The organism is Novosphingobium indicum (genome assembly GCF_014645195.1).
In the GTDB taxonomy this organism is placed as follows: domain Bacteria; phylum Pseudomonadota; class Alphaproteobacteria; order Sphingomonadales; family Sphingomonadaceae; genus Novosphingobium; species Novosphingobium indicum.
In genome coordinates, this window is the sequence record NZ_BMLK01000013.1 from 81,660 (window position 1) to 96,530 (window position 14,871).

At 65.6% G+C, this 14,871-nt stretch carries 13 protein-coding genes; 9 read left to right on the top strand and 4 right to left on the bottom strand.

The window, feature by feature from the left end:
• Positions 1 to 189: 189 nt before the first annotated feature.
• Both IEX64_RS14440 and IEX64_RS14445 read left to right on the top strand, forming a co-directional pair.
• Positions 190 to 537 carry a hypothetical protein gene (locus IEX64_RS14440; protein WP_188820560.1) on the top strand — a complete coding sequence of 116 codons (348 nt, stop codon included), beginning with the start codon at positions 190 to 192 and terminating at the stop codon, positions 535 to 537.
• Between the two features lie 131 nt (positions 538 to 668).
• Positions 669 to 1,994 carry a dihydroorotase gene (locus tag IEX64_RS14445; protein WP_188820562.1) on the top strand — a complete coding sequence of 442 codons (1,326 nt, stop codon included), beginning with the start codon at positions 669 to 671 and terminating at the stop codon, positions 1,992 to 1,994.
• On the opposite strand, the gene rarD is transcribed toward IEX64_RS14445, so the two are convergent.
• Positions 1,971 to 2,894, bottom strand: a complete 924-nt coding sequence (rarD, locus tag IEX64_RS14450; RefSeq protein WP_188820564.1) for an EamA family transporter RarD — start codon at positions 2,892 to 2,894, stop codon at positions 1,971 to 1,973. The two genes, IEX64_RS14445 and rarD, sit on opposite strands and share 24 nt — an antisense overlap.
• A gap of 229 nt (positions 2,895 to 3,123) precedes the next feature.
• On the opposite strand from rarD, the gene IEX64_RS14455 reads away from it, so the two are divergent.
• Both IEX64_RS14455 and IEX64_RS14460 read left to right on the top strand, forming a co-directional pair.
• The gene (locus IEX64_RS14455; protein WP_188820566.1) at positions 3,124 to 3,543 is read left to right on the top strand and encodes a glycine zipper 2TM domain-containing protein; all 420 of its coding nucleotides are present in this window, start codon (positions 3,124 to 3,126) and stop codon (positions 3,541 to 3,543) included.
• 280 nt (positions 3,544 to 3,823) lie between these two features.
• A complete protein-coding gene (locus IEX64_RS14460; protein ID WP_188820568.1) occupies positions 3,824 to 4,537 on the top strand; it encodes a hypothetical protein in 714 nt (237 codons plus the stop codon).
• A 99-nt stretch (positions 4,538 to 4,636) separates the two neighbouring features.
• Here IEX64_RS14460 and IEX64_RS14465 read toward each other — a convergent pair whose 3' ends face one another.
• Both IEX64_RS14465 and IEX64_RS14470 read right to left on the bottom strand, forming a co-directional pair.
• Entirely contained in the window at positions 4,637 to 6,106 is a 1,470-nt protein-coding gene (locus IEX64_RS14465; protein ID WP_188820713.1) for a succinylglutamate-semialdehyde dehydrogenase, read from the bottom strand.
• A gap of 86 nt (positions 6,107 to 6,192) precedes the next feature.
• Positions 6,193 to 7,602 (bottom strand): protein adenylyltransferase SelO family protein, encoded by a 1,410-nt coding sequence (locus tag IEX64_RS14470; RefSeq protein WP_188820570.1) that lies wholly within the window; start codon positions 7,600 to 7,602, stop codon positions 6,193 to 6,195.
• Between the two features lie 65 nt (positions 7,603 to 7,667).
• On the opposite strand from IEX64_RS14470, the gene IEX64_RS14475 reads away from it, so the two are divergent.
• The 5 genes from IEX64_RS14475 to IEX64_RS14495 all read left to right on the top strand — a co-directional run bounded on the left by IEX64_RS14475 (position 7,668) and on the right by IEX64_RS14495 (position 13,426).
• Entirely contained in the window at positions 7,668 to 8,540 is an 873-nt protein-coding gene (locus tag IEX64_RS14475; RefSeq protein WP_188820572.1) for an alpha/beta fold hydrolase, read from the top strand.
• Positions 8,541 to 8,548: 8 nt separating this feature from the next.
• On the top strand, positions 8,549 to 9,676 hold the full coding sequence (locus tag IEX64_RS14480) for a glycosyltransferase (RefSeq protein ID WP_229710376.1): 1,128 nt from the start codon (positions 8,549 to 8,551) through the stop codon (positions 9,674 to 9,676).
• Positions 9,677 to 9,797: 121 nt separating this feature from the next.
• Positions 9,798 to 10,598 (top strand): tetratricopeptide repeat protein, encoded by an 801-nt coding sequence (locus IEX64_RS14485; RefSeq protein ID WP_188820574.1) that lies wholly within the window; start codon positions 9,798 to 9,800, stop codon positions 10,596 to 10,598.
• A 20-nt stretch (positions 10,599 to 10,618) separates the two neighbouring features.
• Positions 10,619 to 11,998, top strand: a complete 1,380-nt coding sequence (locus IEX64_RS14490) for an outer membrane protein assembly factor BamB family protein (RefSeq protein ID WP_188820576.1) — start codon at positions 10,619 to 10,621, stop codon at positions 11,996 to 11,998.
• A 75-nt stretch (positions 11,999 to 12,073) separates the two neighbouring features.
• Complete coding sequence (locus tag IEX64_RS14495) at positions 12,074 to 13,426, top strand: methyltransferase family protein (RefSeq protein WP_188820578.1); 1,353 nt, start codon at positions 12,074 to 12,076, stop codon at positions 13,424 to 13,426.
• A 34-nt stretch (positions 13,427 to 13,460) separates the two neighbouring features.
• On the opposite strand, the gene IEX64_RS14500 is transcribed toward IEX64_RS14495, so the two are convergent.
• Positions 13,461 to 14,834, bottom strand: a complete 1,374-nt coding sequence (locus IEX64_RS14500; RefSeq protein WP_188820580.1) for a glutamate--cysteine ligase — start codon at positions 14,832 to 14,834, stop codon at positions 13,461 to 13,463.
• Positions 14,835 to 14,871 lie beyond the last annotated feature (37 nt).

The window sequence follows — 14,871 nt, forward strand, 5'->3', positions numbered from 1 at the left end:
TTTCTGCGCGGCGCTCCGGGATTTCAGAGGCCGGGCCGGCTGATCTGTCCGATCAATGCGGGCTTTCGCGCAAGGCTCCTGCGAAGGCGCCATGGTGCCGTCGTTGGCGACGAAGGTCGCCATCATTTCGCGCCGTGAAATGGCCATGTTCTCATGGGCATCCTTGCATATCGCCGCCCAGAGATTTGCATGCCCGCCGTAGATCTGCCTGCCGATTCGCCCGTCGCGATGGAACAGTCGCGGGCCGAGACCTTCGATCTGGCCTTGCTGCCAAAGGAAGACGCGACGCTGGACCTGCGGGCCGTGAAGCCCCGCTGCCCGGTTTCCACGGGAAAAGAGATCGTCGTCTGCGCGCCCGATCCGGAGGAAAACCGGCTGCGTCCCTTGCCCGACACATATGTGGTCGCAGAGGGGATGCCGCGCGCGCAGGTCGGGCTGGGTGACGGGGTTACGCTCGATGTTCATGTCGATGCGGCGGCCATGCCCGACGGGACCGTGAGCAACCGCATCATGATCGGAACCAAGATCAAGTTCTGACCGCGGGGCGCCTGCCCATTCTTGCGCGATTCATTCGGGACGCCTAGGCCGGAGGGAACGCACGGGCCGCGTTTCGGCATGAGGACCGTGCAGACCATGTCACGTGCAACCCTGGCGGAGAGACCTTTCCGATGACCGCAAACGCTCCCGAACTCGTGCTTTCCGGCGGAATGGTCCACACCCCGAACGGGGCAGCCGTGGCCGATGTCGCCGTGCGCGACGGCAAGATCGTCGGCGTGGGCAGCTATCCCGATGCAGCGCGGCGGATTGACTGCGCCGGACTTGATGTGCTGCCGGGGGTGATCGACAGTCAGGTCCATTTCCGCGAGCCGGGGCTGGAGCACAAAGAAGACCTTGAAAGCGGTAGCCGTGCGGCGGTGATGGGCGGCGTGACCGCCGTCTTTGAAATGCCCAACACCAATCCCAACACCGACACGGTGATGCGCGTGCACGACAAGCTCGAGCGCGGCCATCACCGCATGTACTGCGACCATGCCTTCTACGTCGGTGCGACAGCGGAGAACGCAGAGGAGCTGGCCGAGCTGGAGCGCATCCCCGGAACAGCCGGCGTTAAGATCTTCATGGGCGCTTCGACCGGCAATCTGCTGGTTGCCGAGGACGAGCAGCTTGCCCGCGTGCTCGCGCATGGCCGCCGCCGCGTCGCCATCCATGCCGAGGACGAGGCACGGATGAATGAGCGCAAGGGCGAGCGGGTCGAGGGCGATCCCTCCAGCCACCCGGTCTGGCGCGACGACGAGAGCGCGATGCTGGCGACCAGGCGCATCCTGCGGCTGGCCCGCCAGGCGCGGCGGCCGATCCACATTCTTCACGTCACGACTCCGGCGGAACTCGAACTCATCGCGCAGCACCGCGACATCGCGACCTGCGAGGTCACGCCGCAGCACCTTACGCTGGCAGCCGAAGACGCCTATCCGCGGCTCGGCTCCTATGCGCAGATGAACCCGCCGATCCGCTCCGCCGCGCACCGTGACGGGCTGTGGCACTGGCTGCGGCAGGGCGTGCCCGACGTGATCGGGTCCGACCATGCGCCGCACACCAAGGAGGAAAAGGCCAAGCGTTATCCGGCCAGCCCCTCGGGCATGCCCGGCGTGCAGACGCTGCTGCCGCTGATGCTCGATCATGTCGCCAAGGGGCACATGACGCTGGAGCGGCTGATCGACATGACCTCCGCCGGCGTGCAGCGCGTGTTCGGTCTCGTCGGCAAGGGCCGCATCGCCACCGGCTACGATGCCGACTTCACCGTGATCGACCGCAAGGGCAAGTTCACCGTGACCGAGGACTGGGTGGAAAGCCGCTGCGGCTGGTCGCCTTTCACCGGCATGGAGCTGGACGGCCGCGTCGTCGGCACCATCGTGCGCGGCCACGCGGCGATGTGGGAAGGCCAGCTCGCCAATCAGGCGCTGGGCGAGCCCTTACGCTTCGCCGGCGCTCTGTAAGGCGGCTTTCCGGCTGTTCCTGCCGCGCGAGAGCATGTCCCAGCAGAACAGCGCGATCGCGGTCCAGATGAACAGGAAGCAGATCAGCTGAACGCTCCTGAGCGGTTCGTTGAAGACGAACAGGCTCAGCAGAAACAGGCCCGTCGGCGTCACAAACTGGATGAAGCCGAGCACCGAGAAGTCGAGCTTGCGCGCGGCGCTGGCGAAAAGCAGCAGCGGGATGCCGGTCAGCACGCCGGCGCAGGCCAGCAGCAGGCTGAGCGGCATCGTGGTGCCCATGGCAAGGCCGGCCGGCGTCGTTGCCTGCCAGCCCAGCAGCGCCGCAGCCGGGATCAGCAGAACCACGGTTTCGACGGTCAGCCCGGAGAGCGAATCGACCGGCGCCAGCTTGCGCGTCAGGCCGTAGCCCGCGAAGGCCAGCGCCAGCACCACGCTGATCCACAGCGTCGCCAGCGCATCGTGGGCCAGGATCGCCACGCCGACGGCAGCCAGCGCCACGGCAAGCCACTGCAGCCGCGACAGGCGTTCGCGCAGGAAGACCGCGCCGGTCAGCACATTGACGAGCGGGTTTATGTAGTAGCCCAGGCTTGCGGCCAGCACGTGCCCGTGCATCACCGCCATCACATAGACCAGCCAGTTGGTCCCGATCAGCAGCCCGCTCGCGGTAAGGGCGGCGACGATGCGCGGATTGCGCAAGGCGGCCCACAGCTCCTTGCCCTGCCGCATGGCCGCAATCACCAGCAGGCAGAACGGCAGCGTGAACAGGATACGCCAGGCCACCACTTCGAACGGCGAGACGGCATGGAGCAGCGCGAAATAGAGCGGGAACAGCGTCCAGATCAGATAGGCGCTCAGGGCCTGAAGCAGGCCGCCCAGGCGTGCGGGAGGATTGGTGGACATGGCTGGTACTCTGGACGGCGGAAGATGGGGCCCCACGGGCGCGGCTTAGAAGTCCCGGCGAATTCGGGCAACCCTCTCGTCTCGTCGCAGCCAGTGCCTCGCTTCATCGAAACACCTGAAATCTGACAGCGCTGTTGCAGTCTGTTCAGGTTAAGTGCCGTAAAGATGAATGTGTACCGCGGATCGAGTCGTCCGGCAGATCCGCCCCTCGCCATTGAGGAGAAGAGAGATGAACGCATTCTTCAAGGTTTCCGCTCTGGCTGCGGCCACGGCCGGCCTCGCTACCGTCACGCCGGCGTCTGCCGAGCCCGTGTTCGCCTCGCAATTCCATGCGCCGGGCGAGCAGAGCTACAACCACAGCCGCGAGCGCTACTCGCGCGAGGACAGGCGCCGGGGCTATCGCACCGATTACCGTTACCGCGGCGAGCCCGTCTACCGCGACACGCGCACCTGGCGCGGCCGCGACGGTCGGTATTACTGCCGCAAGCAGGACGGCACTGCCGGTCTGCTCATCGGCGGCGCGGCAGGCGCGCTTCTTGGCCGTGAGATCGATGGCGGACGCGATCGTACCGTAGGCACGCTGCTTGGCGCAGTCGGCGGGGCCCTGTTGGGGCGCGAGATCGACCGGGGCGGATCGCGCTGCCGCTAACCTGACAACAAGCTGGCTTCTTCACGCGGACGGCGACGCGTGAGGGACCGTCTGGCCGCACCCTGCGTGTTCGGACGGGAGGGCGCCTGCGATTTTCGCAGGCGCCCTCGTTGCGTACCGGCAACCTTTGCGCGCACGCTCTTCCCGAAATGGGACGCCGCCGCCATGCGGCTGGCAATTCCTGCGGTTTTCGCGTTTGACTGAAAAAGTTGATTGCCCTTCAATCCGTTGAGGGGACGCGCTGTGTCCACGCAGCGTAGCGAAATTGAGGAACGCGACGATGAAGACTTCCGCCCGTTTCATGGCTATCGGCCTTGCCGGCACGCTGCTTCTGGCCGGCTGCGGCTCGGACGACAAGACGCCCACCGGCAGTGAAACCGATCCTGCGATGAGCGGCGCGCTGGGCGATCAGATCATGGTCGATCCGGAAATGGCAGGCCAGGACGGCGCCGCCATCTCCGCGAGCGACGGCCAGATCACGCTTCCGCCCGAGGATCGCTCGCCCGAAGCCGTTGCCGATGCCAAGAAGAAGGCGGCCGAGGCCGTCGGCGGCACTTTGAAGCCCGCGCCCGAACCGGCCAGCGGCGGTGCTGCAGAGCTGGCCGAAAGCGCCGCCACCGCAGCGCAGATCGCCCAGGCTTCCAAGCTGGCGCAGACCGATTGCGCTTCCAAGGTGGAGTACTCGAACACCTGGGCCGCCAAGCTGCCCTCGGACATTCCTGTCTATCCGCGTGGGGCCGTACAGGAAGCCGCGGGCGTTGACAGCGACACGTGCTCGCTGCGCGTCGTCAACTTCGCGACCCCGGTCGCGCCGGACGATGTCATCAGCTTCTACTACACCAAGGCCAGCAAGGCCGGGTACGGGGCCGAGTACAAGCTCGATGGCAACGACCACGTTCTGGGCGGCCGCAAGAACGGCAAGGCTTATGTCGTCTATGCCCGCCAGCTAAACGGCGGGATCACCGAAGTCGACCTGATAACCAGCGGCAAGTGACCGCAGGTAGGGGCTCTTCCCGATCGGGGGATGGGAGGAGGCCCGTTTGCCTGCGAAACATTGTCCAAATGCCCGGGGCGCGATGGCCTTGAGGCGGAATTACCTGAGCCCGACGCCGATCATTGCGCGTGGCTGCTCCATTTCACCCGAAGCGACAGGATAGGCGCAGTAGTCGGCCGCATAGTAGCCGGTCGGGCGATGGTTGCCGGAAAGGCCGATGCCGCCGATCGGCGCGGCATGGTTCGGGTTCACCGTGGCGCGGTTCCAGTTGACGATACCGGCGCGGGCATTCGCCCAGAACTTGTTGTATTCCGGCGGCGTGCCGCCGATCAGCGAAGCCGCCAGGCCGAACCGGGTATTGTTGGTTTCGGCAATCGCCTCGTCGAAATCGTGGACGCGGATGATTTGCAGGATCGGGCCGAACAACTCGACGTCGGGCCGGTCCTTCATCGCCGTCGTGTCGATGATCGCGGGGCTCAGGAAAGGCAGCGATTCGTCGGGGCGCACCAGATGCTTGATCGCCTTGCCGCCGTTGCTCATCAGATAGAGGAAGCTCTCGGACAGGCCGTCGGCTGCGGCATTGTCGATGACCGGGCCCATGAAGGGGGAGGGTTCGTCGAACGGCGCGCCGAAGATGAGGCGGTCGGCGAGCGATTTCACTTCGGAAATCACCGCGTCGTACATCGAATTCTTGACGATCAGCCGGCGCGTCGCGGTGCAGCGTTGTCCGGTCGTGGCGAAGGCCGACTGCACGATCAGCGCGGCGGCGTCGGTCAGCTTGGGGGTGTCCCATACGACCATCGCGTTGTTGCCGCCCATTTCCAGTGCGACCATCTTGTCCGGGCGCGTGGCGAGGCGGCGGTTGATGGCGATGCCGGTATTCGCCGAACCGGTGAAGAGCACGCCGTCCACGCCGTCATGTGAAATCAGGGCCTGACCCTCGGGCGGGCCGCCGACCGCGAACTGCATGACCGCCGCCGAGATACCGGCGCGGTTGAAGCAGCGGGCAAGGATTTCGCCGGAAGCCGGGGCCTTTTCGCTCGGCTTGAAGATCACCACGTTGCCGGCGATCAGTGCGGGAACGATGTGTGCGTTCGGCAGGTGCGCCGGGTAGTTGTAAGGGCCCAGCACCACCAGCACGCCATGCGGCTTGTGGCGCACGGCCATCGTGCCCTGCAGGGCCGAATCGAGTTTGCGCTGGCTGGTGCGCTCGGCATAGGCGCGGATCGAGACTTCGACCTTGTTGATGACCTGCTCGACTTCGGCATGCGCTTCCCAAAGCGGCTTGCCGACTTCGCGGGCGATGGTGGTGGCGAGCTTTTCCGCGTCCTTGCGGACTTCATTGGCAAAGCGGCGCACGAGTTCCATGCGCGTGGACAGCGGCTGAGCCGCCCAACCCGGCCATGCACGGCGCGCACGCGAGACGACCTCGTCGACCTCGCATACGGGACCGCGCCAGATTTCCGCGCCGGTTGCAGGCTCGTGCGAAATCACTTCGACTTTGCTTGCTTCAGACACGGGGCCTCGGTCACTCGCTAATGATGTTGTACTTGTCGCTGCACCGTCCATTACGGCTAACAATCCGTTATCCAATAAACTTCGATATTTTGCAGTCTATGCCACAGGTATTCCTACCGGGTTGCTAACGGGGCGCATCAAATCATGCGCAGGCCGCATGGCTCGGGCGGTTCGTCGAGATTTCTGCCAAGTTCGCGAATTTCCGAGACCTTTTTGTGCAGCGGTGCCCAGTCGTCGTCCGCGTCGATGGCCGCCCAGATCCGCTCGACCTCGTCGATCAGGATGTGCGGCGATTCGTCGTTTTGCCAGAAATCGGCACTGCTACCGGCCGCCGGAGCATAGCCTTTCAGCAGCTCGCCGAAGGAATGGTCATCGGCCTTGCGTCCGCCGCGATGGGTGAAGAAGAAGGCGTCGGGCGCCATCTCATGTTCCACCATGTAGCGTTCGGCGGACTGGATCAGCGTCGAGTCCGCTTCAAGGCCGCGCGATTCGACGCCGAGGCGCCAGGTGAAACGGCGGGCCATCGCCTGCTGGTAGAGCGGACCGAACCGGTCGAGCGCGGCAATCAGCGGTTCGGTGTCGGTCAGCATCCGCAGGGCAACGGCAAGCTGACCGCAGTTCCACAGCACCGATTCCGGCTGGCGCCCGAAGGCGTAGAGCCCGCCATGGTCGAAATAGGCGGCGGTAAAGCGCGGGTCCCACTTGGGCAGCCAGCGCCAGGGGCCGTAGTCGAAGCTCTCGCCCGAGATGTTCATGTTGTCAGTGTTGAGCACGCCGTGGACGAAGCCCGCGACCATCCAGCTCGCCGCGAGATCGGCCATGCGTTCGACGACTTGATGCATCAGGATCACCGCCGGTTCTTCGCGCGCCGGGGCGTCGGCGGGCGGCTCGCCGCCGGGATAGGTCTCGAGGCAATAGGCGACGAGGGCTTCCATCAGGTCCTTCTCGTCGTGGGCGAGCAGGCGCTGGAAGCTGCCGATGCGGATATGGCCATGCGAGAGGCGCACCAGCACGGCGGAGCGCGTGGGAGAGGGTTCGTCGCCGCGCCACAGCGATTCGCCGGTCTCGATCACCGTGAAGGTCTTGCTGGTATTAACTCCGAGCGCTTCGAGCATCTCGGTGGCGAGGATTTCGCGCACTGCACCTTTCAGCGTCAGTCGTCCGTCCCCGTCGCGGCTGTAGGGGGTGCGGCCCGATCCCTTGGTGCCCAGATCGAGCAATCGCTGGTCCGCGTCGCGCATCTGCGCGAACAGGAAGCCGCGTCCGTCGCCGATGTCCGGGTTGTACGAGCGGAACTGGTGGCCGTGATAGCGCAGCGCCAGCGGCTGCGGCAGGTTGCCTGGCAGCGGTTCGAAGCGCCCGAGATGGCTGACCCATTGCGCATCGTCGAGGTTGTCCAGCCCGACGGCACGTGCCCAGCGGTCGTTGCGGAATCGCAGCTCGTGCTTGGGAAAGTCCGCCGCGGGGACGGGATCGCCGATCCAGTCGGCAATCGTTTCGATACGGGGATCGGGGCGGTAGACACTTGCTTGCGGTTCGCTGCGCATAAAGCGATAGTGGGGGGCGAAGGCCCGCCGATCAACCCGGGTACTGAGGAGGTTGCCGTTTCGGCATGACGGAATTCGAAGATCGGTACTGGTCGAGCCGCGACGGCCTCAAGCTCCACTTCCGTGATTACCCGGCCCAGCAAGACGCAGGCGGTCCGGCGCTTGCGCCTGTCCTGTGCCTCCATGGCCTCACGCGCAATGCGCGCGACTTCGATACGATCGCGCCGCATCTGGCCGAGACCCGGCGCGTGATCTGCCCCGACATGCGCGGACGCGGCGACAGCGAATATGCCAAGGATTCTGCCAGCTATACACCGGTGCAGTATGCCGAGGACCTGCTCGAGCTGATCGCGCAGGAAGGTATCGAGCGCTTCGTCGCCATCGGCACCTCGCTGGGCGGTCTGCTGACCATGGGGCTGGCAACCGTGATCCCGGAGAAGATTGCCGGGGCGGTCATCAACGACGTCGGTCCCGCGCTGCGCCGCGACGGTCTGGAACGGATCAAGGAATATGTCGGGCAGGGGCGCAGTTTCCCCACCTGGGTCCATGCCGCGCGCGAAATCGAAAAGACGCATAGTGGCGCGCATCCCGATCAGCCGCTCGATTTCTGGATCGGCATGGCCAAGCGGATCATGGCGCTGACCAGCAACGGCCGCATCGTGTTCGATTACGACATGAAGATCGCCGAGCCGTTCATGGATTTCGATGTCGATAACCAGCCCGATCTGTGGCCGGCTTGGGAAGCGCTGGCCGGCCGGCCGGTTCTGGTCCTGGGCGGCGCGCTATCCGATCTGCTGTCCGCAGAAACGATGGACGAAATGGTGCGTCGTCTGCCCGGCACGCAAGCGCTGACGCTCGACAACGTGGGCCATGCCCCGACGCTCGACGAACCGGAAGCGGTCGCGGCAATCGATCGCCTGCTGGCGCGCGTGGACTGAGCGGCCCCTTGCGCGTCCTGCATCTTCATTCGAGCTTCTCGGCCGGCGGCAAGGAACTGCGTGCCGCGCGGTTGATGAACGCTTTCGGTCCGCAAGTCGAACATGCGGTCGTCTCGGCGCAGCCGGGGGCCTATGGTGCCTCGGTCGTGCTCGATCCGGCCCTGACGGTGGATTACCCGCAGGACTTTCCGAGCCTGCAGGGCAGGCCCACGCCGCTGCGTCTGCTGAAGCTGGCCAAGGCCATGCGCGGGTTCGACTTGATCCTCACCTATAACTGGGGCGCCATGGACGCCGTGCTGGCGCACCGGCTTTACGGCGGTCTGTTGGGGCTCAGCCCGCTCGTTCACCATGAGGACGGGTTCAACGAGGACGAGGCGGCGGGGCTGAAACCTGCGCGAAACCTGTTCCGGCGAATCGCGCTGGCGCGCGCCTCGGCGCTGGTCGTGCCCTCGCAGCGGCTTCAGGCGATTGCCCGCGAGGCCTGGCATCAGCCCGCCTCGCGCGTCCGCCTGATCGTCAACGGGATCAACACGCCAGCTTATATCACGCCGCCACCGCCCGATTCCGTGCCGGGCTTGGTCAAGCAACCGGGCGAGAAATGGGTGGGCACGCTCGCGGGGTTGCGCGCGGTGAAGAACCTGCCGCGTCTGGTGCGCGCCTTTGCGGCCCTGCCCGAGGATTGGCGGCTGGTCATCGTCGGCGAGGGGCCTGAGCGCGAGACCATCGCGGCAGAGGCGGAGGCGAGCGGCGTAGGGGACCGCGTTCATCTGCCCGGGTTCGCACCCGATCCCTCGCGCGTGGTCGGTCTGTTCGACATATTCGCGCTCTCGTCCGACAGCGAGCAGTTCCCGATCTCGGTCGTGGAAGCGATGGCGGCCGGAGTCGCGGTGGCCTCGCCTGCCGTGGGAGACGTGGCGCAGATGGTATCGGGGGATAACCGCCGCTTTGTTACCCCTGCCGGAGATGAGGCTGCACTGAGCGCGTCGTTGATCGCGCTCGCTGCCGACGAAGGGCTGCGGACGTCCGTCGGTGCTGCCAACCGTGCCTGTGCGCAGGCGGCTTATGACGAAAAAACAATGATTCGCGCCTATCGCGATACCTATGGCAGCGCTCTGGGGCTCGCTGCCTTCCCCTAGCCACATTCCCCATTCAGGCGGCCTTCACGCCTGAGGGTGCAGCGATCATCCCCGTTGAAAACCCTAGCCCATACGCTAAACAGCCCCGCAACCATTCAGACTACCGCGGAAAGCGCCCAAATTGGCCCTGCCTCCTGACAAGAATTCGAAATCCGAAGAGAAAAAAGCGGCCCAGCTCGCTGCGCAGCAGGACGTGTTCCTGCGCGAGGTCGACGATGCCTTGCGCCAGGACCAGGTCGAGAGCTTCATGTCGAGCTACGGCAAGCCGCTGATTGCGCTGATCGTGCTCGGTCTCGCCGCGTTCGGCGGGTGGCTCTACTGGGAGCACCGCCAGACCAAGGAACTCGAAAGCCGCACCGAAACGTTCGTTCAGGCGCTCGACAGCGTGCAGGCGAGCAATCTCGACGATGCCAAGGCCAAGCTCGAACCGATCGCGGCCGCAGGCTCCGATGGGGAGGCCACGGCTTCGCGTCTCATGCTCGCCGCCATTGCGCTGGAGCAGGACAAGAAGGCCGACGCGCTCAAGATCTACAAGCAGGTGGCGGCCGACGAAAAGGCGCCCAAACCGCTGCGCGATCTGGCAACAATCCGTGAGGTGGCTGCCAATTTCGATGCGATGAAGCCGCAGGACGTGGTGGACCGGCTCAAGCCGATGGCGGCGCCGGGCAATCCGTGGTTCGGGGTCGCCGGCGAACTGGTGGGCATGGCCTACCTCAAGCAGGATAAGAAGGACCAGGCCGGTGCGCTGTTCGCGGCGATCGCCAAGGAAGAGGGCGTGAACGATGCCCTGCGCAGCCGGGCACGGCAGCTCGCGGCGGTGCTGGGCCAGGATGCGGTGGACGACGTGGTAGACGACAAGGGCGAGCCGCTCGACAAGCCGATTGGCAAGATCGTCAATGCCGTTGAACCCGCCGGTGAATAAGAATGTCTGATGAGGTGCGCATGAAGGCTACTGTCTCGAATACCCGCGTGGGCGAAGGCCGCCGGTCCGGCGCACGCAAGGTCGTGCCGCTGATCGCGCTGGCACTGGTGATGGGCCTGTCGGGCTGCAAGGTGTTCGGTGGCGGCAAAGGCGACCCCAAGACGCCGACCGTCGGCGAACGCGTTCCGATCCTCTCGCGTATCGAGACCGGCGCCAAGGTCGACCCGACGCTGGCCGCCGTATCCGTAATCCTGCCGCCCGAACAGACGAATGCCGACTGGGCGCAGGGCGGCGGCACCGCCAGCAAGTCCTACGGCCACCTCGCGCTGTCGGCCAATCCCACGCGCGTCTGGACCGCGCAGATTGCCGGCTCCTCGAACCGGCAGCGTCTCGCCGCCGCGCCCGTGATCGGCGATGGCCGTCTCTACGTCATGGATACCGAGGGCAAGGTTCATGCCTTCGACGCCCAGAGCGGCGCGCGCCTGTGGACCAAGAGCTTCGCCGTGAGCGGTGACGGTTCGAAGTCGGTCTTCGGTGGCGGTGTCAGCTTCGACAGCGGCCGTGTCTATGTCACCACCGGCGTGGGCGAAGTGGCCGCGCTCGAGGCATCGACCGGCGACCAGATCTGGAGCAAGAAGCCGGCCGGCCCGCTGCGCGGTGAGCCGACGATCGCCTTCAACGCCGTCTACGTGATGACCCAGGACAACCAGATCCTGTCGCTCAACGCAGCGGACGGGTCGCTGATCTGGAACGAATCGGGCTCGCTCACGCAGGCCGGTGTGTTCGGCGTTGCCGCGCCGGCTGCCGGGCAAGGCACGGTGATTGCCGGCTATTCCTCGGGCGAACTGGTCTCCTATCGCTATGAGAATGGCCGTCAGCTCTGGTCGGACGCGCTTGCGCGGACCTCGATTTCGACCGAGGTCGGCAGCCTGACCGACGTCGATGCCGATCCGATCATCGACAATGGCCGCGTCTATGCGCTGGGCCAGGGGGGGCGCATGGCCGCCTACGAACTCGTGACCGGCCAGCGTATCTGGGAACTCAACCTTGCCGGTATTTCCACGCCAGCCGTGGCCGGCGAATGGGTCTTCACGCTCGACGATCATGCCGAGATTCTCGCGATTGCGCGCTCCACCGGCCGCGTCCGCTGGCTGACGCAGCTTACCCGCTACAAGAACGAGAAGAAGCGCAAGAACCCCTACTTCTGGGTCGGCCCGGTGCTGGCTGGAAACAAGCTGTGGGTTGCCAATTCGGAAGGCGACGTGGGCACGGTCGATCCGGCAACGGGAACCTATTCGCTGTTCACAGAGCTGAACGACGGCGTCATGCTCGAGCCGGTCGTGGCCAACAGGACGCTCTACATTCTTGACGATTCGGGCAAGATCAGCGCCTTCCGCTGATCTTGTGCCAAGCGGGACGGGGAACTTTCCCGTCCCGTTTCGGACCCCTTAACCATTTGCGGCTAGGGCACGGGCATGAGCAATGCCCAGACCGCCGCGGACCCCCGGCCCGCCAGTGATGTCTCGGCAGGCGTCGGCCTGTCGGGGCTTGCCGCCCTCTTCCTGTGGCTGATGGTCTGCCGCAATTGGGCGTCGATAGCCGATGTGCTGGCGCTTCCGGGGCCTCATGCCCCGATGAGCGGGCCCTACGCGTCGGTGGCGACGCTCTTCTTCACCGGCACCGCCATGGGGCTGTGGTCCGTCCTTGTCGACAAGGTGCACTTGCGGCCCTCGACCGGCATCGACTGGAGCGCGCCGCGCCCGCTGTCGGAAACGCTCGATATCTCGATCACCAAGATCGCCGGCCTCTGGGCGACATGGGCGGTGCTCGGCTTCTATTACTGCATCGCGCGCTGGTATTGGGAAGGCCAGTACCTCTTCGCGATGGACGTGCTCAGCGTCGTGGCGCTGCCGCTCTTCGTGCTTTCGGTGCCCTATGTGCTGTGGCTCGACCGCTACATGATCGAACCGCGCGACCATTCCTGGCATTTCGGGGCCATGCTCATCGGCCGCGAGCCGTGGGACGCCAGTGAGGTCAAGAAGCACTGGCGGGCCTGGGCGATCAAGGGCTTCTTCGGCGCCTTCATGATCTCGATCCTGCCGCCGGGCTTCGCGCAAGTGGTGAACGCGGATTTCGCGGCGATGGAATACAATCCCGTCGCCTTGGGCTCGACGCTGATCGCCGGGCTGTTCCTGATCGATGTGCAGATCGGGACCGTCGGCTATCTGCTGACGCTACGTCCGCTCGATGCGCATATCCGCAGCGGCAATCCGCTGCTGGCCGGCTGGGTCGCGGCGCTGATCTGCTATCCGCCGTTCGTGTGGGGCACGATGGGCCGCGCGGACGTGCTCGGCTATGAAGTGAACACGGTCGGCTGGGCCGGCGTCTTCGCGACGCATTCGGTACTCTTGTGGATCTGGGCGGCGCTGATGGTGTTCCTGACCGCCGTCTATGCTTGGGCGACGTTCGCTTTCGGCATCCGCTTCTCGAACCTCACCTATCGCGGCGTGCTGACCAACGGGCCGTACCGCTTCACCCGGCATCCGGCCTATCTTTCGAAGAACCTGTTCTGGTGGACCTCGACGCTGCCGTTCCTGGTGCGCACCGGTTCGGTCTCCGACGCGATTCGCAACACCGTGCTGCTCGCCATCGTTAGCGGCATCTACTACTGGCGCGCCCGGACCGAGGAAGCGCATCTGCTGGCCGAGGATCCGAAGTACCGCGAGTACTACGAGTGGATGGGCCGCAATGCCCTGATTACGCGCATGTTCGGCCGGCTGGGCAAGTGGCTGCAGCCACGCAACCCGCAATTGCAGCCCGCAGAGTAGGCGTCAGAGCGGCTCCCTTGCGCCGACGATCACCTCAGAAGCTCTTCACACCGTAGACGCGCGAGACGTCCCCGCCCCATTCGCCGTGGTAGAGGTCCAGCAGGCGCTCGGCAGGCACCTTGCCGGCCGCCACGATCTCGGCGAGCGGTTCGAGGTAGCCGGTCTCGTTGTCGCCGCCGGCATTGAGCCGGCCGCGTGCGGCAAGGCCCGAACGGGCGATGGAAAGCACTTCGCCGGCAATGTCGCGCAAGGTGCCGCCACCCGGAAGCGGGGCATCGAGACCGAGCTCGGGCACCGAGGCGCGCAGCAGCTCGCGGCCTTCCATGTCCCAGTCCTTGACGAGATCCCATGCCGCATCGAGCGCGGTCTGGTCGTAGAGCAGGCCCACCCACAAGGCAGGCAGAGCGCAGATGCGGCTCCATGGCCCGCCATCCGCGCCGCGCATTTCGAGGAACGACTTGAGGCGCACTTCGGGGAAAGCCGTCGAGAGGTGGTCTTCCCAATCGCTTAGTCGCGGGCGCTCTCCGGGCAGCGCCGGAAGCTCGCCCTTGAGGAAATCGCGGAACGACTGGCCGGCGGCATCGATGTACTTCCCGTCGCGGAAGACGAAGTACATCGGCACGTCGAGCATATAGTCGACATAGCGCTCGTAGCCGAAGCCGTCCTCGAACACGAAAGGGAGCATCCCGGTGCGGGCCGGGTCGGTGTCCGACCAGATATGGCTGCGGTACGAGAGGTAGCCGTTGGGCTTGCCCTCGGTGAAGGGCGAATTGGCGAAGAGCGCGGTCGCCAGCGGCTGCAGTGCCAGGCTGACGCGGAATTTCTGCACCATGTCCGCCTCGCTCGCATAGTCGAGATTGACCTGGATCGTGCAGGTCCGCAGCATCATGTCGAGGCCCATCGAGCCGACGCGCGGCATGTGCCGCAGCATGATGCCGTAGCGGCCCTTGGGCATGATCGGCAGCGCTTCGCGGGTCTTGTCCGGCCACATGCCGAGGCCGAGGTAGCCCTTGCCGATCCTGTCGCCGATCGCTTTCACCTGCTGGAGATGGCGGCCGGTTTCGCAGCACGTTTCGTGCAGATTTTCGAGCGGTGCGCCGGACAGCTCGAGCTGGCCCGCCGGTTCAAGACTGACCGTGCCGTCGGCGCCCTTCATCGCGATGACCTTGCCGCCCTCCTCGATCGGCGTCCAACCGAATTCGGTCAGCGCCATCAGCAGGTCGCGGATGCCGCCGGGCTCGTCGTAGGACGGGGCGTGGTGGTCGACGAGGTCGTAGACGAACTTCTCGTGCTCTGTGCCGATCCGCCACGCGGCGCGCGGCTTTTCGCCCGCAGCCATCGGCGCGGCGAGTTGATCAAGGCTTTCGACGATCGGATCGGCGCGATCCGATACCTCCCTGGTGCTCATGCGCCGGGAATTAGGGATGCGGACGTGCCGATGCCAG

Coding starts and splice junctions, on each gene's coding strand:
- IEX64_RS14460 (WP_188820568.1), top strand. CDS start 3,824: ATGAAGACTTCCGCCCGTTTCATGGCTATCGGCCTTGCCGGCACGCTG.
- IEX64_RS14490 (WP_188820576.1), top strand. CDS start 10,619: ATGAAGGCTACTGTCTCGAATACCCGCGTGGGCGAAGGCCGCCGGTCC.
- IEX64_RS14475 (WP_188820572.1), top strand. CDS start 7,668: ATGACGGAATTCGAAGATCGGTACTGGTCGAGCCGCGACGGCCTCAAG.
- IEX64_RS14455 (WP_188820566.1), top strand. CDS start 3,124: ATGAACGCATTCTTCAAGGTTTCCGCTCTGGCTGCGGCCACGGCCGGC.
- IEX64_RS14440 (WP_188820560.1), top strand. CDS start 190: ATGCCCGCCGTAGATCTGCCTGCCGATTCGCCCGTCGCGATGGAACAG.
- IEX64_RS14470 (WP_188820570.1), bottom strand. CDS start 7,602: ATGCGCAGCGAACCGCAAGCAAGTGTCTACCGCCCCGATCCCCGTATC.
- IEX64_RS14500 (WP_188820580.1), bottom strand. CDS start 14,834: ATGAGCACCAGGGAGGTATCGGATCGCGCCGATCCGATCGTCGAAAGC.
- IEX64_RS14465 (WP_188820713.1), bottom strand. CDS start 6,106: ATGGACGGTGCAGCGACAAGTACAACATCATTAGCGAGTGACCGAGGC.
- IEX64_RS14445 (WP_188820562.1), top strand. CDS start 669: ATGACCGCAAACGCTCCCGAACTCGTGCTTTCCGGCGGAATGGTCCAC.
- IEX64_RS14495 (WP_188820578.1), top strand. CDS start 12,074: ATGAGCAATGCCCAGACCGCCGCGGACCCCCGGCCCGCCAGTGATGTC.
- rarD (WP_188820564.1), bottom strand. CDS start 2,894: ATGTCCACCAATCCTCCCGCACGCCTGGGCGGCCTGCTTCAGGCCCTG.